We start from the raw sequence: 23,044 nt of genomic DNA, 5'->3' as shown, positions 1-23,044 counted from the left end.
TCGACCGCCCGGAGACCGCCACCGGCTGCCTCCGGCGAACAGGCAGCCCGACGTCCCGGCAGGGAGGAACCACCGGTGACCATCGCACCGCACCACACCGACAGTCACCATTCGTCTCGACCCGCGACGGAGTGGGCCGCGGCGCGGGCGCTGGCCCACCGGCTCCCCGCTCCCCTGCCCGCGGAGTCGGTACCGCTGGCCTCCGCCGCCGGCCGGACCCTCGCGGCGCCACTGGTCGCGGCGGTCCCGCTGCCCGGGTTCGACAACTCCGCGATGGACGGGTACGCGGTGCGCGGGCCGGGCCCGTGGCGGGTGGTAGGCCGTGTCCTGGCCGGTCGGACCCACGCCGTCGGGCCCCTGGTCGAGGGGACCGCGGTCGAGGTGGCCACCGGCGCTCCCGTCCCGGGCCGGGCGGACCGGGTCGTGCCCTACGAGGTCGCCGACCGCATCGGTGACGTCCTGCGGGCGGCGCCGGGCGACCGCTGGCACATCCGGCGCGCGGGCGAGTACGCCGCCCGCGGTCAGGAACTGGTGCCGGCGGGTTCGCCGGTCACGCCGGCGGTGCTGGGGCTGGCCGCGAGCGTCGGCCTCGACCACCTCACCGTCCGGGCCCGACCCCGGGCCCGCCTGGTGATCAGCGGCGACGAGGTGATCCACGCCGGACGTCCCCCGTGGGGCAGGGTACGGGACGCGATCGGCCCGATGCTGACCCCGCTGCTGTCCGCCTGGGGAGCGGACCTCCTCGGTCCGCGGATGGTCGGCGACCAGCCCGACTGGTTCGCCGAGGCGGTCGCGGACAGCACGCGGGACGCCGACGTGACGGTCGTCTGCGGGGCGTCCTCCGTCGGCCCGGCGGACGGGCTGCACGCGTCGTTGCGGCACCTCGGGGCCGTTGCGCACGTGGACGGGGTGCGGTGCCGGCCCGGGCACCCACAGGTCCTGGCCCAGGCCGGGGCCCACTGGATCGTCGGCCTGCCGGGCAACCCGTACGCGGCGCTGGTCGCCGCGCTCACCCTGATCGACCCGCTGCTCACCGGGCTGGCCGGACGGCCGCCGGCCGATCTGGACACCGCCGTCCTCACCGATCCGTTGCGCCTCGACGAGCGGAACACCCGGATCGTGCCGGTCCGGCGCGGCGCGCGGGGCCTGCGGCTGGTCGACGGGGCGCACCCGGGATACCTGGGCGCGGCGGCGGACGCCGACGCGCTGGCCGTGGTGCCGCCCGGTTGGCGTCCCGGCACCCCGGTCGGTCTGCGCACCCTGCCGTGACAGGTGGGGACGTCCTCCTGGCCGGGTCTTCCGGCCCTGCCGGGGTGGGTTGGCTCGAGCGAGGCTCGTACCGGTGAAGCGGACCGCCGCATTCCCCTTTGACGCCGCGACAGCAGCACGACGATCCCGACGGAGTTGAACGATGACCAGCATCCGTGACCAAGCCGGGTCCACCGCCCCGGTCGGGCATCCCGAGGCCACCTCCGGCGCCGCCCTCCAGCTAGCCGTGGCCACCCTCGGTTTCCTAGTGAACTTCTGGGCATGGGCCCTGCTCGGTCCGCTGGGCCCCGGCATCAAGGAACGGCTGGGGCTCGGCTTCGCCGCGCAGTCCCTGCTCGTCGCGGTGCCGGTGATCGTGGGCTCGCTGGGCCGCATCCCGGTCGGCGCGCTCACCGACCGGTACGGGGCCCGGGTAGTCTTCCCGCTGGTCACCGTCGCCACCATCGTTCCGGTGCTGACCCTCACCACGGTCTCCTCCTACCCGGCGCTGATCGTGACCGGCTTCTTCCTCGGCATCGGCGGCACCGCCTTCGCCGTCGGCGTCCCGCTGGTGTCCGGCTGGTATCCGCCGGCCCGGCGCGGCTTCGCCATCGGCGTGTTCGGTGTCGGCATGGGTGGCACCGCGATCGCCAACTTCACCACCGTCCGGCTGGCCGAAACCTACGGGGAGCGGGCCCCGTTTTTGCTGGTCGCGGCGATCCTGGCGGCGTACGCGGTGCTGTCGTTCCTGCTGCTGCGCGACGCGCCGGGCCCGGCCCGGCCCACCGGGTCGGCCTGGCAGCGGCTCGCCGGCGTCGCCCGGCTGACCGTCACCTGGCAGCTGTGCTTCCTGTACGCGGTCGGGTTCGGCGGGTTCGTGGCCTTCAGCGTGTACCTGCCGGCGTACCTGCGCACCGCCTACGGGCTCAATGCCGCGGACGGTGCGCTGCGAACCGCCGGGTTCGTCGTGCTCGCCGTGCTGGCCCGCCCGGTGGGCGGCTGGCTCTCCGACCGTCTACACCCCGTGCCGGTGCTGGTGTGGTGCTTCGCCGGGGTGGCCGGGTTCGCCGTCGTGCAGGCCTTCCAGCCGGCCCTGATGCCGGTCGCCACGGTCGCGCTGCTCGGCATGGCGGTGCTGCTCGGCGCAGCCAGCGGCGCGGTGTTCGCCTTGGTCGGCAAGGTCGCCCCCGCCGACCAGGTGGGCGCGGTCACCGGGCTGGTCGGGGCCGCCGGCGGGCTCGGCGGGTTCGTGCCGCCTCTGGTCATGGGCTGGGTGTACGGGTCGCAGGGCTCCTACGCCATCGGGCTGATGCTGCTCTCCGACGTGGCGCTGGCCGCCGCGGTGTTCACCGCGGTGAAGATGGGAGGCCTGGCCCGCCGCGCCGGTTGACGGTCTCGGTGCGGGCTGACCGGTGCCGGGTCTGGCCACTGACCGCTTCGTCAGGGCCGGGTCCGTCGAATGAACGGTGTGACCCGGGTCGTCGACGACGTGGCCATGGCCCACACCGGCATCATGCGCTGGAACGTACCGAGCACCGCCAGTGTGCCGGTGAAGAGCCGCATCGGATCTTCATACGGCCGGGTCCAGGACAACACGTGGCCATGATGGCAGCCCAAATCCAGGCGCCCGACGCCTGACCGATGCCGACGCTGCGCCGCCAGCAGGCCAGGGTCGGCCGGAATCAACATGCGATCGGGGCTTGACCCCAGCAACGTCGGTTTGAAGTCGAGGTGGACTTACCACCAAGATTCACCTCGCCTGCAACGGCCTCGGCCGGACCCTGGCGTTTGTGCTCTCTGGGGCAACGTCGACGACTGAGGTGGTTGCAGTTGACGACCCCGCCCCCCTGGGGAGCGGGGCGCTGTCCGGCCCGCCACGTCATTGGACCTCGATACCGTCGCCGGCTTCGCCCGCCGGTCCGCCGCGCTGGTCCGCCACCAGGGCACCGAGCAGCACCTCGACATCTGGATCAACCGCGCCCGCCAGGCCGGATGCCCGAATCTGCGGCTTCGCCACCGGCCTGGATCACCGCAACACCCTCCGACAGCTCTCGGAGCCTGCTTCGCCGGCGAAACCGGATGGCGACGTGTGGCGGTGCCCGCGCATCATGACCAGGTGGACGCCCGACGAGCGATCGCTCTGATCGATGACCTTCGGTCATTCGTCGATGGCCGCCGCGCGGAGGTGGCCCGCACGAGCGCTGCCGGAGTCGAGCTTCTTACCCACTACCGGGATGGCCGGCTGGACGAGCTGTGGCTGGACCACGACCTGGGCGGCGACGACACCATCTGGCCGGTGATAGAGGTCCTGGAACAGGCCGCCTTCGACGACCGCCCCTTCAACATCGGTGTGGTCGTCGTCCATTCCGCCAACCCGGGCGGTGCCGCGAGAATCGCGCTTGTCCTGAGGCGCTGGGGTTACCGGGTCCGCGTCGCGTCGGGTTGCTCAGACGTCGGCTACGACAAAGGCCCTCCGGCGAGCTGATCGATCCGGCTACGCCGTCGCGTACAGTCGTTCTTCATCTGTGGCGGATCCGGAACACTTATCGAGCCCTGGATCTCAGCTACCGACACATCCAACCTGCGTGCCGGGTTACGCGAGCATGCCGGGTTACGCGGGCAGCACCGCGGTCGACGCACAGTTCGCTGGTCTCGTGATCGATCCAGTAGCTCTGCCCGGTGCCGATGAACGTGGGCTGCCGCAGGTAGAACCAGCAACCCACCACGTTAACGAGGATCAACCGGCCGGCAGTCACGCGCTCAACCATCCCGCATCTCCTCAAACGCCATCGCACCGCACCTACTTGATCAGCGTACGCCGACCTACAGCCCCCGAGGTGAACGCTTCTCGGCATGAGTAGACGTCCCCGACCCTGTGGAGCGGGCTTTCGAGGCTGATGCATTCGGAAACGCCGAAGAGGTCATCGCCCAGGAAGCGCTGGTCAGCGCGTTGCTGGTGGGATTCGAGTCTCAGTCCTCGGAATCACATCGACGCGAGCACGGCGCGAGCCAGAGCCATGCGTCGATATGCCAGGGGCCCTCTCGACCGGCGTCAACGGATCCCCGGCGGCAGCCGACACCAGCAGGAAGGGGAGCAGCGCCCTGACCACTTCGGCGTTCTGACGCCACACTGACTCTGCCCTGCGGAAACGAGAAGCCGCACCCAGGGGTGGGTGCAGTTGCACACCGTTGGATGCTGCTCGACGCAGTTGAAGAACGTTCGGTGCACCCTGTTGCTCCCAAGCTGCTCCCCCGCTCCCGAGCTTGCGACCGGGCTGCTGTGTCCAGGCTGCGAAGGACTGTCCTGCGGGTAGTTCGTTGACGGTTCGTGGCGACTGGCCCGAGTGGCCTTGGTTGACGCCCCGCCAGCGGCAGTTAAGCTCTGGCGCTTCCGACCTGCTCCCATGGCCCGGCAGTCCACCGGGCGCCCGTACGGATGCCGCGCCTTATCCGCGGCATGAGAGCGCGATGCCTTCGGAGGTTCGCCTCGTTTGCACTTACGGCATGCTGGTCCGGTGTTCGCCGACGACATGGTCGAAGCCCTTGCAAAGTGGTCGCCGTGGCTCCCCTTCCACGACGCGGCTGTCTCAGCGCCGCGTCTTCCAGGCGTGTACCTCGCTCGGCAAGGGGCAACAGGCAGCCTCGTCTATGTGGGCATGGCCGGCGAGCGTCGTGGCCGAGGACTTCGAGGACGGCTCACGGTGTACCGCCGTGGGAAGGCAGCGGTCAGCGGGTTGGGAGAAGCCGTCCTGGATCGGGCCCTTGCCGATGCCGCGTTCGTACAGGAGCACCTCGAGCAACTCATCGGCGGCCAGCCCAAGCGCGCGTCGGCTTGGGCGCAAGACGCCTTGCACTGGGCCGACCTGCATATCAGGTGGGCTGTGACGGAAGACCGGCAAGCTGCAGTGACACTCGAGCGAGCAGTCCTGGACGCGTCGGCCGGGTCACCGCTTTGGAACCGAGCACGATAGCGACTCCTGATCGCGGGATCCCGAGCCGGCAGCGGCATCACGTTATGCCCTGATCCGCTATCGATCACCAAATTGAGACTGAAGACGAAGCTTGCCCTCATGCGTGGCGCTTGAACGTCAGATCAGACCCAGATTGCTGACGGCCAGCCATCCGAGTATTCGACAGGCGGGTTTGGAAGAGACGTTGCGGCACCGGAGGCGACTCGTGCGGCCGTCCAAGCTGCAACACCAGCGTCAAGCACGTCGTCAACGGCCGCAGCGTGGCCAGCCTCCCCCACATCGTCAGCAAGGTGAATTCCAGCATCGGTGAGCAAGCGCCGACGATGATGCGCTCCAGCCCAGGTGCGCTTACCGTCGGGCAGCGGCAAGCCGGCCAACCTCGCGAACGACACCTCCGGGTGCACTTCCACGACCTGTCGCCCTGCCTGCCGGGCCCAGATGTCGACTTCGAAAATCTTGGCGCGCAACCCATACACCTGCGCAGAGACGCCCTCACCTGCCCGCTCCCTGTTCACCTGCACCGTCACCGCATGGCTGCCGGCCTCCAACGCGGCCCGGACCGGTGTCATGAACACCGACGACCGTCGAGGCCCTACCAGCTTGTACGCCAGCACGTCTGCCTGGCGCCTCGAGATGTGCGATTAGGGTCTGCGCATGCGGGATGACATTGTTCTGCGGCTCGACCGCACCACCGCGGTAGATCTGTACGTCGCGCTGTACGAGGCCGGAGAGCACGTTGCGGCTGGCGCAGCCATCACTCCGCCCACGGCCGAGGAAGCCGAGCGTTTGGGCACTCTTCTGCGGGACCTGGGCCACGCCTTGGGCCGTCGTTGCTCTCCGTACTGCGACCACCTCTAGTTGGTAGGGGTCGCGCGTGTTCAGGCGGCAGATCCCAATGCCGGCTCAATCCATCAACGCCCCCCGGCGTGATGGGTCGAGACTGCCGGTCGTCGCTCTTATGATCACGGCCATGTCGGCTGCCTTCACCGCCTTGTGGACCCATGACAAAAAGCAACGTACCGAGCACCGCCAGTGTGCCGGTGAAGAGCCGCATCGGATCTTCATATGGCCGGGTCCAGGACAACACGTGGCCATGATGGCAGCCCAAATCCAGGCGCCCGACGCCTGACCGATGCCGACGCTCGCGCCGCCAGCAGGCCAGGGGCGGCCGGAATCAACATGCGATCGGGGCTTGACCCCAGCAACGGTTTGGAACTCGTAGTTGTGGGCCTCTCGAAGACGGAACCTGAAACCGGTGGTTCGGCGACCGACGACCACGCTACGGTTCGCGGGTGAGCACCCCGCCCCGCGCGACGAGGCAATCGTTCGCGGGTCGCGATCTTCGGCACCGCACCCTTGATAGGCACTCGTTCACGTTGTGTGACTTCCGTGGCGCCGACCTTCGGGGCGCGTCCCTTCGCGGTGCCAGCTTCGCCGGCTGTGATCTGCGCGACGCCGACCTGCGGGACACGGACCTGTCCTACGCGCGGTTCAGCTACGTCCTGACGCACGATCCGGAGTACGGGCGCACAGACGTCACTGGGGCACGGTGGAACGGAGCCGACCTTCGTGGCGTCACAGCCGAGCGCGTCATCGGGTGGCCGCACGACCGCTCAGATTCCGGGGTCACGTCCGGTTGACGTTGGCCACCGACCTGGTCACCGCGTACACCCGCCTGACCGCGCTACCCCAGGCAGTCACCTGAACCGCCCCCAGCCACGACAAACGCAGCGCCGGAGGACGCCGGTCACCGCGCCGGCCAATCAGCATGCCCGAACGTCCGAGCGGCCCAGCGGACAGAGCAACTGCCCTGGGCCACCGCCTTGATCAACATCCAGCGAAAGACGGAGGCTAACAGCGGCAGGAGCGGATGCCGCCAGTACCGCGATACTGGCGAGGCTAACTGCCGTTCGCAGTTGCCGAGTTCGGCGTGTCCCCGGCGAGCCTAGGCTGTGCCCATGGAAGGAACGGCGTGGCTCCTGCTGTGCCCCTGCGCGTTATTGGTGTTGCTGTTTGTCGCCGCGACCGTGATCCTCTGGTCTCAGACCAAGCCGCGCAGCCGATAGCTGAATCGTCCGTCGGATGCGAATGCTGGTGCACGGACCTGGGCGACTCTGGTCTACGGCCCGGCCTGGAGCCGATTCTTCGGCGGGTTCAGATGTCACCGGCACGGCCGCTCGTTCCTTGAACATCCGTCGACCACCTCGGGACGGCACACCTGCTTGCCCCGCGCTGATCGCGGCGTGAACGCGCGTTCGATCACGGCACTGCTGCCGGCGTAGCGATACAGGATCAAACGTAAACGCGGTGCGGTCACAGGTATGACCAGCGATGTTCGATATCGGCCAACCGAGACGGCGATCGCTGTCGCCGGCGGCGGCGGTAAGTCCGTTCGATCCTGGTGTGACACGTAACCAATGCGCATCTCAGCAGCCTTATCAAGCGACAGGTCGCAGATGCCGCAAGGTCCTGTCGGGGCGGTCGGGTTGGGTTGTCTCCCAGCGTCGCTGCAGCGCGTCAACAAGGTTGGTGATCATGGGTTCGGTGACGTGGCTGTAGATGCCTCTGATGCCGGCGAGGCGGTGTCCGAGCCGTCGGGCCTGGGCGATTTCGGGGATGCCGTCTTCGATGAGCCAGGTTTTGTGGGTGTGGCGTAGGTCGTGGAAGTGCATGCCGGGCAGGATCGGCGGGATGTCTCGTTGGGGTCGCCGGTGAGGGCGGGGGTCCAGGCGCGGCGGTTGAAGTTGGAGCGGCGTTGGTGGTGGCCGCGGGCGCCGGGGAAGACGGTGTTGTGGTGGTGGTCGGCGAGGTGGGTGGCGAGGAGGTTGGTGAGGAAGCGGGGTAGGCGGATGTGGCGGACGGAGTCGTTGGTTTTGGGTGGGCCGAGGTAGAGCTTGCCTTCGACTTCGTGCAGGGCGCCGGTGTCGGGGTGGACGTAGATGCTGCCGCGGGTGAGGTCGAGGTTGTCTCGGTGCAGGCCGGCGAGTTCGCCCCAGCGCATGCCGGTGTAGGCGGCGGTGAGGATCATGAGGCCGTCGGAGGGTCGGGTTTGGCGGGCGACGATGGCGGCGACTTGTTCGGTGGTGGCGTGGGGTCGTTCGGCGCGGATGCCTTTGGGGATGCGGATTCCTCGGCAGGGGTTGAAGGGGATCCGGCGGTCTTCGACTGCTTCTTGTAGGACCATCGATAGGACCATGATCACGTCGGCGACGGATCGGGGTGCGAGGCGTTTGCCGAGGGCGACGGCGAGGGTCTTGATGTGTTGGCGGCGGATGTCGACCAGGGGCAGGGGGCCGAGGGTGGGCAGGATGTGCAGTCGTAGGTGGCTGCGGTAGGCGGCCCAGGTTGCGGGGGACGCCTGGTGGGTGGACTCCCAGATGGGCACCCATTCGGCGAGGGGGATCCGTCCGCCGCGGGGGTCGATGAAGGTGTCGCGGGCGACTTCGACGTCGATTTCTTTGGCGCGGATGACGGCGTCGGCGCGCAGGTCATGGGTGGAGTCGGTGGTGACGGTGCCGTCGGTCATGCGGAGGCGGACGCGGAACTTCATGCCGCGTTGTTCCACCCAGGCCATGGGTTACTCCATTCGGTGCGGGTGCTGCGGTGCGTCGGTGATGGACGCGTGACTTCGCGGGTTGGGTCAAGTCGCCGCTGGCGGGCGGTAGCGCCGGTGGGTGCGGCGGCCGGTGGCTGGTTCTGCGGAGGTGGCGATGAGGGCGGCGAGGTCGGCGGCGGAGAAGCGCAGGTGTTTGCCGAGGAAGGTGCAGGGGATTTGACGGCGCCCGGCGCGGCGGCGTAGCCAGGATTCCGGGATGCGCAGCAGCGCTGCGGCTTCGGCTGGTGTGTAGAGGCGCGGTTCCTGCTCGTCGTGGTGTCCTGTCGCGTGGGCGGGTGTGGGTGACGGCGGTGGGCGCCGTCGGGGGCGGTGCGGGTTGTCGCGCACGGTGAGCTCCTCGTAGGCGCGGGTGGGGCGGGCTCTTCGCGGGCGGATGCCTGGTCGGCTTGCGAAGAGCCCGCGGGTGGTCAGTGGTGGCGGCACAGCAGAAGGCGCAGGGCGGTGGCCGCTTGGGCGGGGACGACGCCGTTGCCAAGGACGCGCAACGCGCCGGTGCGTGGGAGATCGAGGGTGGGGTCGGTGACCCAGTGGGCGGGTAGGCCCATGAGCCATTCCACGAACGGCGGTGCGAGCACGGGCTTACCGTGCTGGCCGGGCTGGGCGGGCGCGGGAACGGGGCGGCCGATCAGAAGCTCCCAGCGTGCGATCGCCGGGGCGTAGATCTGCCACGTGGTCTCGTCGGGTCTTCCGAGCGCGTCGCTGCTGAGCTGGGCGGGGGCGGCGCGTAGGTCGGGGTCCTTGTCGCCATGGTGGCCGGCGCTTCCCGTGTAGGAGGTTCGGGGCTTCGATAGGCCAGGCACCAGAGACGGCAGGGGGACGTCCTCGTGGGAGCCACATTGTCCGGGGCAATCCTTCTGCCTGTCCGTCACGCGCGGCGTGGGGAGGAGCACCTGTGACAGCGGCGGTCGGAAACCGTCACCTGCGCGGCGGCCGGGGGTGCCGGTGTCGCTCGCGGGTGGGGTCGGCAACAGCTGGTGGCGGATGCCGCTCGAGGCGACGACGTCGGGCAGACCGCGCTGGTGCCCGGGTCCTTTGCCGTCACGGGCACAGGGTGTCGGCAGCGTTCGTATCTCTTCTCCCCTCTTCGGTGGTGGCGAGCAGGAACAGCCGGTCCCGTCGATGCGGGGCGCCGATGTCGGATGCGCGTAGGCATAGCCAGCTCGTGTCGTACCCGAGCGCGGCCAGGTCGGCGTGGACGACGTCGAGTCCGCGTGTGCGGAGGGCGGCGACGTTTTCCACAAAGACGACGGGCGGTCGAAGAGCGCGAACAGCGTGAGCGACGCTTGTCCACAGGTTGCTGTGGACACCGGTGATGCCGGCGCGTTTGCCGGCGTTGGAGATGTCTTGGCAGGGGAAGCCTGCGGTGAGGATGTCGACGGGTGGCACGTCGGTCCAGTCGATGGTGCGGATGTCCCCGAGGTTCGGCACCCCGGGCCAGTGGTGGGCGCAGACGGTGGCGGCATGCCGGTCGGTTTCGGCGTACCAGGTGAGCTGGCCGCCGAGCACCAGCTCGACGGCCATGTCGAGGCCGCCGTATCCGGTGCACAGCGATCCGATGCGCGGTGCGGGTCGGTGGTCAATCACGCACCTCCGCCGCGTCGAACTGCGAGGGCTCACCGCGCGCGGCCAACAGCAGACGGCAGCAGCTGTACCGTCCCGCCGCGCGACTCGGGTGGCGGTGGGTAGGCCTACTCACGCGACCACCCCTCCCCCGAGGGTGTTCTTCAGGCTTCCTGAACCCGAGTCGGTCTGGCTCTTGCTGAACACGAGGACGTCCTCGTGTGCGATCAGGTGCATGGGGGTGCCGGCCGCCCGGGCCTTGCGGACGGCCTGGAGTTGGAAGAACGACGGCCGGGCGACGAGCCCGCCGTCACGGACGGCGGCGAGCAGCGCCACGCACCGGTCGACGGGGGTGAGGCCGGCCCGGATGCCGGCGCCGATGACGGCCGAGGGGAGGTCGACGAGTTCGCCGTGCTTGCGCCACGGTCGGGCGGTCACGACGACGACCCCACCCGGTTTGAGGAGGGTGTGGCAGCCGGTGAGGATCTGGGCGAACCCGTCGGCGAGTCCGGTGAGGTCGCGGTAGGCGAGGTTTCCGCGGTCGGTGCCGTCGTTGTAGGCGTTGTCGAACTTCGCCACCCCGTCGGCGCCGGGCCGGACCAGGCCGTGCACGGTCGGTCCGTACGGCGGCGAGGTCACCACGAGGGCGACCTGCCCGGTCAGGGCCGCGGGTACGAGCGACAGGATGCTGGTGGCGTCGCCGCGGATGACGCCGGCACGGCCGGTCGCGCCCTGGGTGTGGGCGTGTTTGATGTTGGCGTCGGCGATGTCGGACCAGCGGGACTCGTACTCCACGCCGATCGCGTCGCGCCCGGCGTGGATGGCCTCGACCAGGGTGGTGCCGATCCCGCACATCGGGTCGAGCACCAAGTCCCCCGGTCGGGTGTAGGCGGCGACGGCGTGCGCGGCGATCGCGGGGAGCATCCGCGCTGGGTGTTGCACGGACTCGCGCACGTACCGGCCTCGGCGCTGGACCGGTCCGGTGGCCTGGGCGGTCGCCCACACCGACAGGCCCTCCGGGCCGGCAGCAGCCTGATGGCCTCCGATCGGGTCGATGGTGGAAAAGGCAGTCGGTGTGCTCTGCTCGTTGGGGTCGCCGGCGGTGTCTGCGTGGTGCTTAGCCACGGCGACCACCGGCCTCGCGCCCGCCTTGTCCACGCGGGGCGCGGCTCTGGGACTGGCTGAAGACCATCAGGTCCGCGTGGATGCGCAGGTGCGCCATCTGCCACCGCTGGTCGGTGGTGGTGAGGGTGAGCAGTTCCTCGTCGGTGACGTGGTAGACGAACGCGTCGCCGTCGGTGTCGGCGGTGACGGCGACGAGGTGCTGCAGGTAGCCCAGTCCGACGCCGGCCGCGGCCTGGACCACGCCGGAGAAGTCCTCCGGGCCGGCGGTGATGCCGGCCGGGACGGTGACGACGAGGATCAGGCAGCCGCCCGGTTGCAGCAGCGCGGCGCAGGCGGTCAGCAGCCACGCCAGCCGGACCCGGTTGGCGGCGGCGTGCTCGTGCAGGGGCCAGCAGGCGACCACGAGACTGGTCGCCTGCTGCAGGGAGCCGCCGGGTGGCGGGTCGGCCGCCGTGCCGGTCGGCGGGTGCAGCTGCGGGTCGGTGAGATCGTCACCGAACCAGGCGCCCATCTCGGGCAGGTCGTCCTCCTCCCCCGGTTCCGCGCCGCCGCCGGTGGTGCCGGCGGGCGGGGCCGCGGTGGCCGGGCCGATGATCAGGCTGCACGCGTCGGTGAACCACGCCGGGTGGTGACGGCGCGCTCCGGCCGCGCAGGCCTGGGTGAGGGCGTGGTCGCCGGTAACGTCGACGACCGCCTCGCCGGGGCGGCTGTAGGCGGCGATGAGGCGGCCGGCCAGTCGGGCGCCGATGCTGCGTCCGGCGTCGCCCGGGATACGGGCGGTGCGCCAGACGGTGAGCGGTACCGGCGGGTCGCCGGCGACCAGGTCGGTCGGTGTCGGGTCGACCTCAGCGTCAGGGCCGGTGTCGACGGTGGGATCGGGATGCGGGTTGTGGTGCTGCGGCGTGTGCTCGCTCATGTGGTGTCGGCTCCGCGCCGCGCCGTGGTGCGCTGACACCCTCAAACCGGTGTTTGTCAGCCGTGGCGAACACCTGCCCCTCTCACGGTGATCTCACGAATCTCTGACAGCCGGTTCCCGTCCGCTTAGCTGTCCATGGGCTCCCGGATGTTCACGCGGGCGCCGGCTCCATGGGGTCGGATCAGTATCGGGAGGCTGCCAGAGCCGTCGATCGTCCCAGTTCTGTCAGCCGCCCAGTGTCACGGCCACCTCGGCCATGCCAGCGGCGTACGCCAATGACACGGGGTGCTGGCCGGCATTGTCAGACCGCTGTCCGACTTCGCCGGACAGCAACGGCGTCACCGGAGGCACCGGCTCCGAAGCTGTCATTCGGACGGCGGCTCGTCAGACCGTCACGGCCCGGCGGACGGACGCTGTCAGCCGGGGCATGCCGGCGCACCCCACCCCCCGTGGACGCCGACAGGCGGGGCGTCCAGCCGATCGCGGTCTGTCACTGTTCGCTGTCCAGCGCTGTGAGACGGGCTGGGATGCGTCGTCGGGCCAGCGCCGCGGTGGCGCGTCCTCTCATCCGGCCGCGGCTGCGGAGCGTGTCCGTCCGTCTCTGGTCGTGTCAGCGCGCAGGTCAGCGTGGCGTATCAGAACGGTGCACGTCGACGTCGATCGTCAGTGAGCGGTGGTGTCGCGAGAGGCGACTGATGGCGTCGACCCGGTGTCCATGTCGGCCAGCCTGCGTTGTCAGGGGTCCGTGAGGCCGAGGTGGCGCAATGGCGGTCAGGCGTGCCGGCTGCCGCTCCGGCCCGTCATCGACATTCATCTCTGACATGGGAGTTCCTGACATGACCTCCTCCGCCACCGGCTGGCCCGACTCGCCTCTGGACGCCGTGGACACCGCCTTCGCCGACCTGACCTGCGACCCCGACCCGTTGTCCTTGAACCCCGATTCGCTTGTCGGGCAGCTCGGTGATGACACCGGTCTACCCAGGGGTGTCATCGCGCTGCCGGCGTTGCGGCAGTGGCTGCTGGAGCATCCCCGCGCCTACACGGTGCGCGACGTGGTGTGGCGGGAGCTGATCCGCCGCGCCCGCCTCGACGGGCCGGCCTGGGTCATCGCCGCGGTCGCCCTGGCGATGCCGGCGCTGCGCCGCTACGCCGGCCGACTGCATACCGGCTGGGCCGGCGACGCCCACGACCTGGACGCCGAGATCCTCACCGGTTTCCTGACCGCCCTGCGCGACCGGGTCGACCTGGCCCGCCCGGCGCCCTACGCGGCGTTGTGCATGGCCGCGTGGCGGGCCGGCCATGAACTGCGGCAGCGTGCTGGCGCCGAGGCCGTGCCGGTGGACGACCTCGAGCACGTCACCGGCCCGCGTACTCCGAGGCGGCCCTACGGGCATCCGGACCTCCTCGTGCGCCGCGCCGTCGAGTTGGGCATCGTCGATGAGTGCGATGAGCAGCCCTACATCGACCTGCGGCTGGGCCGGCGGGCCATCGAACCCATCGCCGCACGGCTCGGCGTGGAGGTCGACACGCTGCGGCGGCGCGTCGAGCGCATCGACGTGCGCAACGCCGAAGCGCTCGCCGCCGGGCTTCTCACCGAGGTGATCTCATCGCGGGTGCAGGACGACCTCGCCGCGGCGGCCGAGCGACGCCAGCACATTCGGGCCGCCCGCGGTGCTGGTCCGCGACCGGCTGCGGCGCGGGTGAGGCTGGCAGCCGCCTGAGGTGCCATCCCCGTTGAGCGCCTCGACGCGGGCCCGGCCATCTGGTCGGGTCCGCGACCGTGTGCGGCGAGCCTGCCGTGTCGCAGCGGCGACCGGCTCCCACCCCGGGTACGGCGGCGAACCGCCGTGACCCGCTGCGGGGCGGGATGTCGGGACTCTCACAGCGGCGCCCAGGGGATGTCGAGGAGGCGGCTGTGAGGCTCCGGCGCCGACGCTGGCAGGCGGTTCCGTCACCAGCGGCATGGTCGTCGGAAGGGTGCGCTGGCCAGGGTCGTTAGAGGTTTGTGAGGTGGTGTCGGAGCGCTGTGGGACCGGCAGGTGTTCGCCAGGGCTCACAAACGCCGGTTTGAGGGTGCGGAACTCCTCCGGCGTCACCACGGCGTCATGCGGAGGTTTGGTTTCGCCCGCCGTCGGGCCGGGACATAGGGCTGACACGGGACCGGGTGCCTCGGGTGCCGCGCCACGTTGATGCGCTGACACCTCATCGATCGCCGCTGACCCGAATGGGAGGACGAGCTCCTCCTGAGGTTCACCGCGCTCCCCTGTCCGGCATGTGTCTCCCGAGCCCGGCGGCGGCTCCCCGACCGCCGTTTCGACTATTCGCGCCGGCCGTGAGCCGGTGCGGGAGGTGCAGCCACCCATGTTCCCCACGTTGTGGGCACGTTCTCGTGCTCTGACTATCGCGATGTCCACGCTTCGCCGCGTCGCCCGGGTCGCCGCGCCCGCTGCGGCTGCCCTCGGGATGCTGGCCGTGCCCGCCGTCGCCTACGGCGACGTCGGTGAGCCGGTCGTCCTGGCCGTCAACGACCTGCCCACCGTCATCGCCAACCTGCATACCTGGGTGATGGGCATCCTGGCCGCGGTCGCCACCCTGTTCCTGGTCCTGGCCGGGGTGTACTGGGCCACCGCCGGCGGCGACCCCGTCCAGGTCGACAAGGCCAAGGGCGCGTTGAAGAACGCGCTGATCGGCTACGGCTTGGCCGTGCTCGCGCCCGTCCTGCTGAGGGTCGTTCAGGGAATCGTCGGAGGCTGACGATGGCCTGGGCGCTCAACCAGATCCTCGACTGGTTCGCCGGTCTGCTGCTGGATTGCCTGAACGGGCTCATCACCGCGATCACCCGCGCGCTGCTGATCACCCCGGACGTCACCGCGCTGCCGCAGGTGCAGGCCCTGACCGGACGGTCGGTCTGGGTCGTCGACACCGTCTTCGTCCTGGCGTTCGTCACCGCTGGTGTTCTCACCATGGTCGCCGGCGGTGACGAGCGCGCCCGCTACACCGTCAAGGATCTCCTGCCGCGATGCGTGGTCGGGTTCGTCACCGCCCACTTCTCGCAGCTGATCGCGGGCACGCTAATCGAGGTCGCGAACGCGTTCACCACCGCCCTGACCGCGCAGGACTTCAACGGTGACGAGGCCCTCAACGCCGTCAAGACCCACCTGATGGCCACGCGGGACCAGACCGCCGGGCTGCTGTTCGTCGTCTGCCTGGCGATCATCGTTGTCCTGCTCGCCGCCACCGCCTGCAGTGTGATCGTCCGCTTCGCGGTCGCGTTGGTGCTCACCGCGGTCGCGCCGATCGCCCTGGCCTGCCATGCCCTGCCGCAAACCGAGGGTGTGGCCCGCCTGTGGTGGCGGTCGTACGTCGCCATGCTGGCCATCCCGGTGGTGCAGGCGTTCGTGCTGTTCGCCGGCCAGTGGATGCTGCTGGACGCCAACGCCATGCTGCCGCTGCTGGGCCTGCCGGTCGAACCAGGCGGGACGCTCAACCTGTTCGTCTTGATGGTCCTGCTGTGGACCACGGTCAAGGTGCCTGCGCTGATGCGCCGCTACGCCACCAGCGGCGCAGGCGGGCACGCTGGCAACCCGGTCGGCGCGGTCGTGCGGGTCGTCGTGGTGCAGCAACTCACCCGCGGGCTGCGCATCCCCGGCCTTCGGATGGTGGGGCGATGAGCCGCGACCACCGCGACGAACAGCCCGTCACCGCCCGCATGCCCGCCGACGTGGACGCACCGGACAAGGTGCTCTACGGACTGACATTCCGGCAACTCGCGATCGTGGCGGTGGCCGCCGTCATCTTCTACGGCGGCGGGAAGGCCCTGCACACCATCGTGCCCGCACCGGTGCTGCTCGGCGCGGCCGTCGTGCTCGGCGGCCTGGTGTTCGGCCTCGCTGTCGGCCGCCGCGACGGACTGCCCATGGACGTGTGGCTGGCCTGCGCGGTACGCCACTGGCGGGCTCCGCGCGCGTTATCCACCACCGACACCACCGCGACAACACCCGACTGGGTACAGGCCCCGACGTCGACGGTGCCACTGCCGGCCCCGCTGAGGTTGCCGGCCGACGCCATCGACGACCGCGGGGAGATCAGCCTCGGCGCGGTGAAGGCGGCGATGGTCGCGGCGACCAGCGTCAACCTCGCGTTACGTACCGCCGACGAGCAGGCCGCCCTGGTCGACACGTTCGGCCGCTGGCTCAACAGCCTGTCCACGCCGACGCAGATCGTGGTGTCGGCGCAGCCGGTCGACCTGCACTCCGCCGCCCACACCGTCGCCCAGGCGGCGGACGCCCTGCCGCACCCGGCTCTCGCGGACGCGGCGGCCGACCACGCCCGGTTCCTCGACGACCTCGCGCAGCGGCGGGATCCGTTGCGCCGGCAGGTCCTCGTCGTCACCCGCACCACCCGCGGCGAACGGGGCGAGCACGCTGCCCGGCGCCGCGCCGACCAGACGGTCCGGTCGCTGTCCGGGCTGGGCGTCACCACCCGCGCCCTCGACGGCCACGCGACGACCGCCGCCCTGGCCGCTGCGGCCGACCCGTACCGGCCGCCCCGCCCCGGCGGACTCGCCGCCCCCCACACCACCATCACCGGCCCTCCGGTCAGGAGGCCACGCACCAGGAGGACATCGTGATCTTCGTCAGGCGCCGACGCGCCTCGCACGACGACAACCCCAGCGCCAGCCCGCCGTCCGCAGGACTGGCGGCGGCGGTGGCACCGGCTTCGGTGGAGGTCACGCCCCGGTTCCTGCGAGTCGGAGACGGCTACGCCGCCACGCTGGTGGTGACCGGGTATCCGGCCGAGGTCGGGCCGGCGTGGCTGGAGCCGCTGCTGTCCTGGCCGGGCCGCCTCGACCTCGCGTTGCACATCGACCCGATCCCCGCGCCGGTGGCGGCGTCCCGGCTGCGCAACCAGCGCGCCCGGTTCGAATCGTCCCGGCGGGCCGATGCCGAGAAAGGGAAGTTGGCCGACCCGTACGTGGAGGCCGCCGCCGACGACGCCGCCGACCTCGCCGAACGCCTCGCCCGCGGGACGGCGAAGCTGTTCCGCGTCGGCCTGTACCTGACCGTGCACGCCCGCACCGAAGCCGAACTCCTCGACGCGTGCGCGCAGGTGAAGGCCGCCGCCGCGTCCACCCTGATCGAGGTGCAGCCCGCGACGTGGCGGCACCTGCCCGGCTGGACCACCACCCTGCCGCTTGCGACCGACAGCCTGCAGATGCGCCGCACCATGGACACCCAAGCCCTGGCGGCCGCGTTCCCGCTCGCGTCGGCGGACCTGCCCGCGCCGCTGCCCGGCGACCCGGCCACCACCGGCGGGGTGCTGTACGGGGTCAACCCGGACTCCCAGGGCATCGTCTGGTGGGACCGCTGGAGCTGCGAGAACCACAACAGCGTGATCCTGGCCCGCTCCGGCGCCGGCAAGTCCTACTTCGTCAAACTCGATATCCTCCGCCAGCTCTACCAGGGGGTGCAGGTCGCCGTCGTCGACCCCGAGGACGAATACCTCCGCCTCGCGGACGCGGTCGGCGGCACCATCGTGCGGCTCGGCGCACCCGGCGTGAAGATCAACCCCCTGGATCTGCCGGCCGGAGACGGCCGCCCGGACGTGCTCACCCGCCGCGGCCTGTTCCTCCACACCCTCATCGCGGTGCTGTTGGGGCAGGTGCCGCCGCCTGCCGAGCGCGCCGCCCTGGACCGGGCGATCCTGCAGGTGTACCGGCAGGCGGGCATCACCGCTGACCCGGCCACCCACCACCGGCCCGCTCCCCTGTTGAAGGATCTGGCCGCGACACTGCGGGCCGACGACAACCCGGCCGCCCACGAGTTGGCCGCCCGGCTGGCGCCGTGGGTGGCCGGCTCGTTCTCCGACCTGTTCGACGCACCGACCACGACCCGCCCGGACGGGCACCTCGTGGTCTGGAGCCTGCGGAACCTGCCGGACGAACTGCGCACCGTCGGCACCCTGCTCGCGCTGGACGAGATCTGGCGGCAGGTCGACCTCCCACCTCAATATCGGCGGCGGTCCCCCGAAGGATCCCGCCCGCAGGGCCGGCGGCTGGTGGTGGTGGATGAGGCGTGGCTGCTGATGCGCGACGGTGAGGGCGCCCGGTTCCTGTTCAAGATGAGCAAGGCCGGCCGCAAGCGCAACGCCGGCCTGTCGGTTATCACCCAGGACGTCGCCGACGTGCTCGGCACCGACCTCGGCCACGCCGTCGTGTCGAATGCGGCCACGCAGGTGCTGCTCAAGCAGGCCCCGCAGGCCATCGACCAGGTCGCCGACGCGTTCGGCCTGACCGCGGGCGAGCGGCGGATGCTGCTGTCGGCCCGGGTCGGGCATGGCCTGCTGATCTCCGGCACGAACCGGACCGCGTTCGAGTCGATCTCCTCGCAGGCCGAACATGTTCTCGCGACCACGACGCCGTCCGACCTCGCCGACCTCGACGACGGGGAGGAGGACCTGTGACACCGTCCCTTGTCGCATCGCCGTCGCCGGCGCCCAGTCCGTCCGGGCCGGACGCCGGGGTCATTCTGCCGCCGGGCGATCCCACGCGCTGGGTTCTGCACGCCGCGCAGTGGGTGGTAGACCGGCCGTGGCTCCTGGCAGTCGCCGCCGCCCTGCTCGTCGCTTCTGTGGCCGGGCGCAACCTGGTCGACGGGTGGCGGCACCGCCGCCACGCCGACCGGGCCCGCCTGGTCACGGTCGCCCCACCACCGGAGGTCGACCCGCACAGCGCCGCCGCGCTGTGGGCGAACCTGCACGGCACGCTCACCTCGTCGCGCCGACGGCGGCTGCTGTACGGCAGCCCGCATGTGGTGTGGCAGTACACCTGGACCGGCCGGCAGCTGCTCATCAGCATCTGGGTGCCCGGCAGCGTGCCGGCCGGGGCGGTCGAGGCCGCCGTGCGGGCCGCCTGGCCCGGCGCCACCTGCACCACCGACGACCAGGCGTCACCGCCGATCCCACTGGACGTGCCGGCCGCCGTCGGCGGGCACCTGCTGCCGTCAGCCGCCGAGTGGCTGCCGTTGCGCACCGATCACGACAACGACCCGCTGCGGGCGCTGATGTCCGCCGGGTCGCAGCTCAAGCCGGACGAGTACGCCTGCGTTCAGGTCCTCGCCCGCCCCGCCACCCCCCGCCGGGCCGCGCGTGCCCGGCGCGCCGCCGGCCGGCTCCGCGACGGCAAGACGGCCGTACCGGCCGTCAATCCCGCCGCGCCGCTGCTGTGGCTGATCGAGGCGTTTCTTCCCGGCCGCACCACCGCCCGCAGCGGCGGCCAGCCGGCCGGCCGCCGGGATCCCGGTGTGGAGCGGGACGTGCGGGCGATCCTCGACAAGACCGCCCAGCCGCTGTGGAGCATCGGCATCCGCTACGCCATCGCCAAGAACAATCACCGCGGCGGCTCCCGGCCGGAGGCCAGGCTGCGGGGCATCGCGGACGCGGTCGCCTCGTCGTTCGCCGTGTACGCCGGCCGCAACCGCCTCGCGCACCGGGCGCGGATGGCGCAGCCGGTGGCCGTGCTGGCGATACGGCGGCTCGGATCAGGGTTCCTGGCCTCCACCCCCGAACTGGCCGTCCTCGCGGCGCTGCCGCGGGATCTGGCCGTGCCGGGGCTGGATCGGGCGCGGGCGAAGTCCATGCCCGCCCCGGTGGCGGTGCCGACCGGCGGCCGAGGCACGAAGGTTCTGGGTGACGCCGAAGTCGGTGGGCATGCGGTGGCCCTGTCGGTGGCGGATGCGAGGTATCACCTGCATGTGGTCGGATCGACGGGCTCCGGGAAGACGACCCTGCTGGTCAACATGGCCGTCGAGGACATCAAAGCCGGCCGGGGCACCGTGGTCATCGACCCGCACGGCGACATGGTCCTCGACATCCTCGACCGGCTCCCCGCCAGCGTCGCCGGGCGGGTGGTGCTGTTCGACCCCGACCAGCCCAACCCGCCCACCCTCAACCCGCTGTCCGGCGACGACCCGGACCTGGTCGTCGACAACCTCGTGTCGATCTTCGGGAACATCTTCGCCAAGGCGTGGGGGCCGCGGATGGACGACGTCATGCGGGTGGCCTGCCTGACCCTGCTGCGGCACGCCAACGTCACCCTCCAGCACATCCCGCCCCTGCTCAACTCCGCCCAGTTCAGAAGCGCGATGACCGTCGGTCTGGACGACCCGGCCGGCCTGTCCGGGTTCTGGCAGTGGTACGACCAGCTCAACCCGGCCCTACGCTCCCAGGTCATCGGTCCCGTCCTCGCGAGGTTGCGGGCGTTCCTGCTGCGCGACTTCGTCAAGCGCACCATGCGCTACCCCCGCTCCAGCTTCGACATGGGCAAGGTTCTCGATGGTGGGGCGTTGCTGGTGCGCATCCCGAAGGGGCAGTTGGGTGAGGACACCAGCAAGCTGCTCGGCTCCCTCGTGCTGGCCCAGGTGTGGCAGGCCGCCACCGCCCGCGCCAGCGTGCCCGCGGACCGACGCCGGGACGCCACGTTGATCATCGACGAGTGTCAGAACTTCCTGACCCTCGCCAACAGTCTCGACTCGATGTTGGCGGAGGCGCGGAAGTACCGGCTGTCGATGGTCCTCGCGCACCAGGACCTGGCCCAGTTCCCGAAGGACCTGCTCGCCGCCGCGTCGGCGAACGCCCGCAACAAGCTGTACTTCTCCGTCGCACCGGAGGACGCCCGTGTCCTCGCCCGGCACACGCTGCCCGAGCTCGACGAGCACGACCTGACCCACCTGGACGCCTACACCGCCGTCGGCCGCCTGGTCGTCGGTGGGCGGCAGACGCCGGCGTTCACCCTCAAGACCCGGCCGCCGAAGCCGGTCGTGGGTGAGGCGACGGTGATCCGTCAGGCAGCGGCGGAGGCGGTGCCGGCGCAGGACGCCAGCGCGATCGACGACCTCGTCGACCGGTTCTCGGCCCGCCCCGACGACAACCGCCGGTCCCGTGGCAAGAGCGCTCCGAAGGCGAACACCTGAACGCCGCAGGACGGTTGAAGCAAGATCGACAGGTCGGTCGACCGAGGTCGACCGCGTCCCGGTCGCCCCTTCCGTGCGGGCTTCACCAGCCCTTCACCACCGATCATCACACCGCACTGACAGATCCGGCCGTCCGGGTCTGTCAGTGCCGCTCACCGGCCGTGTCCAGCCTCCGGTGACCACCTCACCGAACTCAGACACCCTCCCTCGGGAGGGACTCCTCTTCCGCTTGGAGCATCCACCGTGTCCACCAATAACTCCGTCTCGCGCTCGGCTTCTGCCTCTTCCTCCGCCTCTTCGCCTGGTTCCCGTTCGTCGTCTCGTCTTGCTCGTCTTGACCGGCTTCGTCGGTTGACCGCCCGTGATCATCAGCTGTTGCGGTGGCTCGCCGAGCACTACGTGCTGTCCACCGACCAGATCACTACGGCGCTGTTCCCATCGCGTCGCTCGGCCCGGCTTCGACTCGCCCAGTTGCACCAGATGGAGGCGGTCAGCCGGTTCGTCGACGTCACCACCGGCAGCGGCCAGTACCTCTACACCCTCGGACCGCTCGGCACCGTGGTCCACCCCACCCAGTTCAACGACCCGAACCACGCAGGCGTCCGCGCTCCCCGGACCAGCATCGACCGCACCGAACGCATCATCGGCAGCCGCCGCCTGCCCCACCTGCTCGGCACCAACCAGCTGTTCATCGACCTGCTCGGCTACGCCCGCACCGACGAACACGCCCGGCTGGCGCGGTGGTGGTCCGAACAGCACACCACCGCCGCCTTCGCCGCCGCCTCCTACGCCGCCGGCAGCGGCACCGGTGTCCAGCCCGACGGACACGGCATCTGGCACGCCGGAGGGCGCAGCGTCGGGTTCTTCCTCGAACACGACAACGGCACCGAACCCCTCGGTACCGTGCTGCGGAAGCTGCGCGCCTACGAGCAGCTCGCCCGCTACGGGCCCCGCTACCCGGTGCTGCTGCGCGTCCCCGGCCGCCGCCGCGAGCAGCACCTCCTCGACGCCCTCGCCGGGGTGCCCACCGCCATGCCCGTGGCCACCGGCCTTCACGGCGAGCACCCCGCCGGGCCTGCCTGGACGTTGACCACCGACCCCGGGCCGCGCCGCTGGCTGCACGAACTGCCCTGCGACCACGGCCCGGACAACCCGTCCACCAACCCGCACCGCTTCCCCGACACCGACCCCAGCGGCCCCGACCCGGAGCCCTGACATTCACCTTCACCGCACGCGCAGGGGAGCCGTCCACTGTCGTGGGCGGCTGTGAGACCGACCGGATCTCACAGCCTCGCCGTCCCTCGCCCGCGTAATCGAGCGGTCGTCTGACAGTGCAGGTCGACGGCACTACTGACGATCATGACGGCGGCCGGCGCTGACAGATCCGGCCGCTACCTTCATCGGCACCACCTTCACCCATATATCGCTCCACCCGGTTCGGTCCCGCCTCGGGAACCACCGCCGCACCTCACGGTGCGCTCTGCCCACCCGCCCTGTCGGCCGGTCGGCGCCCGCGCCGCGCGGCGACCCCCAGGTCGCACCGCACCACCAGCACGAACCCGCGCCATCCCTCTCCACCAGCAGCCCTCTGCTGCACCCATCCCTGTTCGTCCCGTGAGTCGACCGCTGTACCCGGTGG

At 70.8% G+C, this 23,044-nt stretch carries 20 protein-coding genes; 11 read left to right on the top strand and 9 right to left on the bottom strand.

What is annotated here, in order from left to right; translation table 11 throughout:
* The first annotated feature begins 75 nt into the window (after window positions 1-75).
* Complete coding sequence (locus MicB006_RS23960; protein WP_225980474.1) at window positions 76-1,269, top strand: molybdopterin molybdotransferase MoeA; 1,194 nt, start codon at window positions 76-78, stop codon at window positions 1,267-1,269.
* Between the two features lie 142 nt (window positions 1,270-1,411).
* Window positions 1,412-2,638 (top strand): nitrate/nitrite transporter, encoded by a 1,227-nt coding sequence (locus MicB006_RS23955; protein WP_116509074.1) that lies wholly within the window; start codon window positions 1,412-1,414, stop codon window positions 2,636-2,638.
* 50 nt (window positions 2,639-2,688) lie between these two features.
* On the opposite strand, the gene MicB006_RS23950 is transcribed toward MicB006_RS23955, so the two are convergent.
* Both MicB006_RS23950 and MicB006_RS31870 read right to left on the bottom strand, forming a co-directional pair.
* On the bottom strand, window positions 2,689-2,937 hold the full coding sequence (locus tag MicB006_RS23950; RefSeq protein ID WP_116509072.1) for a hypothetical protein: 249 nt from the start codon (window positions 2,935-2,937) through the stop codon (window positions 2,689-2,691).
* A gap of 190 nt (window positions 2,938-3,127) precedes the next feature.
* Complete coding sequence (locus MicB006_RS31870) at window positions 3,128-3,265, bottom strand: hypothetical protein (protein WP_161565943.1); 138 nt, start codon at window positions 3,263-3,265, stop codon at window positions 3,128-3,130.
* Between the two features lie 99 nt (window positions 3,266-3,364).
* Between MicB006_RS31870 and MicB006_RS23945 the strand changes: the two genes are divergently transcribed.
* Window positions 3,365-3,733 carry a cyclic-phosphate processing receiver domain-containing protein gene (locus MicB006_RS23945; RefSeq protein WP_116509070.1) on the top strand — a complete coding sequence of 123 codons (369 nt, stop codon included), beginning with the start codon at window positions 3,365-3,367 and terminating at the stop codon, window positions 3,731-3,733.
* A gap of 1,608 nt (window positions 3,734-5,341) precedes the next feature.
* On the opposite strand, the gene MicB006_RS23930 is transcribed toward MicB006_RS23945, so the two are convergent.
* Window positions 5,342-5,854, bottom strand: a complete 513-nt coding sequence (locus tag MicB006_RS23930) for a DUF429 domain-containing protein (RefSeq protein WP_116509066.1) — start codon at window positions 5,852-5,854, stop codon at window positions 5,342-5,344.
* 657 nt (window positions 5,855-6,511) lie between these two features.
* On the opposite strand from MicB006_RS23930, the gene MicB006_RS23920 reads away from it, so the two are divergent.
* Window positions 6,512-6,859, top strand: coding sequence for a pentapeptide repeat-containing protein (locus MicB006_RS23920; RefSeq protein ID WP_116509062.1), 348 nt, complete (start codon window positions 6,512-6,514; stop codon window positions 6,857-6,859).
* Window positions 6,860-7,752: 893 nt separating this feature from the next.
* Here the strand turns inward: MicB006_RS23920 and MicB006_RS23915 are convergent.
* From MicB006_RS23915 to MicB006_RS23890, 6 genes are all read right to left on the bottom strand, one after another.
* The gene (locus tag MicB006_RS23915) at window positions 7,753-8,793 is read right to left on the bottom strand and encodes a tyrosine-type recombinase/integrase (protein WP_225980473.1); all 1,041 of its coding nucleotides are present in this window, start codon (window positions 8,791-8,793) and stop codon (window positions 7,753-7,755) included.
* A gap of 66 nt (window positions 8,794-8,859) precedes the next feature.
* Window positions 8,860-9,162 (bottom strand): helix-turn-helix domain-containing protein, encoded by a 303-nt coding sequence (locus MicB006_RS23910; RefSeq protein WP_116509060.1) that lies wholly within the window; start codon window positions 9,160-9,162, stop codon window positions 8,860-8,862.
* 80 nt (window positions 9,163-9,242) lie between these two features.
* Window positions 9,243-9,635: a hypothetical protein gene (locus MicB006_RS32460; RefSeq protein ID WP_225980472.1), complete on the bottom strand. Its 393-nt coding sequence runs from the start codon at window positions 9,633-9,635 to the stop codon at window positions 9,243-9,245.
* 238 nt (window positions 9,636-9,873) lie between these two features.
* Window positions 9,874-10,419 (bottom strand): DNA cytosine methyltransferase, encoded by a 546-nt coding sequence (locus MicB006_RS23900; protein WP_116509059.1) that lies wholly within the window; start codon window positions 10,417-10,419, stop codon window positions 9,874-9,876.
* A 108-nt stretch (window positions 10,420-10,527) separates the two neighbouring features.
* Complete coding sequence (locus tag MicB006_RS23895) at window positions 10,528-11,529, bottom strand: DNA methyltransferase (protein WP_116511754.1); 1,002 nt, start codon at window positions 11,527-11,529, stop codon at window positions 10,528-10,530.
* Entirely contained in the window at window positions 11,513-12,436 is a 924-nt protein-coding gene (locus MicB006_RS23890; RefSeq protein ID WP_116509057.1) for a hypothetical protein, read from the bottom strand. Before MicB006_RS23890 ends, MicB006_RS23895 begins: the two co-directional genes overlap by 17 nt.
* Before the next feature lie 836 nt (window positions 12,437-13,272).
* Here MicB006_RS23890 and MicB006_RS23885 point away from each other — a divergent pair.
* From MicB006_RS23885 to MicB006_RS23850, 7 genes are all read left to right on the top strand, one after another.
* Window positions 13,273-14,157 (top strand): hypothetical protein, encoded by an 885-nt coding sequence (locus tag MicB006_RS23885; protein ID WP_116509055.1) that lies wholly within the window; start codon window positions 13,273-13,275, stop codon window positions 14,155-14,157.
* 640 nt (window positions 14,158-14,797) lie between these two features.
* A complete protein-coding gene (locus MicB006_RS23875; protein ID WP_116509054.1) occupies window positions 14,798-15,190 on the top strand; it encodes a pilin in 393 nt (130 codons plus the stop codon).
* A gap of 2 nt (window positions 15,191-15,192) precedes the next feature.
* Window positions 15,193-16,107 carry a conjugal transfer protein TrbL family protein gene (locus MicB006_RS23870; protein WP_116509052.1) on the top strand — a complete coding sequence of 305 codons (915 nt, stop codon included), beginning with the start codon at window positions 15,193-15,195 and terminating at the stop codon, window positions 16,105-16,107.
* Window positions 16,104-17,066 carry a PrgI family protein gene (locus MicB006_RS23865; RefSeq protein ID WP_116509050.1) on the top strand — a complete coding sequence of 321 codons (963 nt, stop codon included), beginning with the start codon at window positions 16,104-16,106 and terminating at the stop codon, window positions 17,064-17,066. The genes MicB006_RS23870 and MicB006_RS23865 overlap by 4 nt, the downstream gene beginning before the upstream one ends.
* On the top strand, window positions 17,063-18,898 hold the full coding sequence (locus tag MicB006_RS23860) for a VirB4 family type IV secretion system protein (RefSeq protein ID WP_116509048.1): 1,836 nt from the start codon (window positions 17,063-17,065) through the stop codon (window positions 18,896-18,898). Before MicB006_RS23865 ends, MicB006_RS23860 begins: the two co-directional genes overlap by 4 nt.
* The gene (locus MicB006_RS23855; protein WP_116509046.1) at window positions 18,895-21,405 is read left to right on the top strand and encodes a helicase HerA domain-containing protein; all 2,511 of its coding nucleotides are present in this window, start codon (window positions 18,895-18,897) and stop codon (window positions 21,403-21,405) included. Before MicB006_RS23860 ends, MicB006_RS23855 begins: the two co-directional genes overlap by 4 nt.
* Before the next feature lie 375 nt (window positions 21,406-21,780).
* Complete coding sequence (locus tag MicB006_RS23850; protein WP_225980470.1) at window positions 21,781-22,620, top strand: replication-relaxation family protein; 840 nt, start codon at window positions 21,781-21,783, stop codon at window positions 22,618-22,620.
* The last annotated feature ends 424 nt before the right edge of the window (window positions 22,621-23,044 follow it).

The sequence above is a fragment of the Micromonospora sp. B006 genome (genome assembly GCF_003408515.1).
Lineage (GTDB): Bacteria > Actinomycetota > Actinomycetes > Mycobacteriales > Micromonosporaceae > Micromonospora > Micromonospora echinospora_A.
Note: the sequence above shows the minus strand (reverse complement) of the source record. Positions and strands in the feature narration are given on the sequence as shown.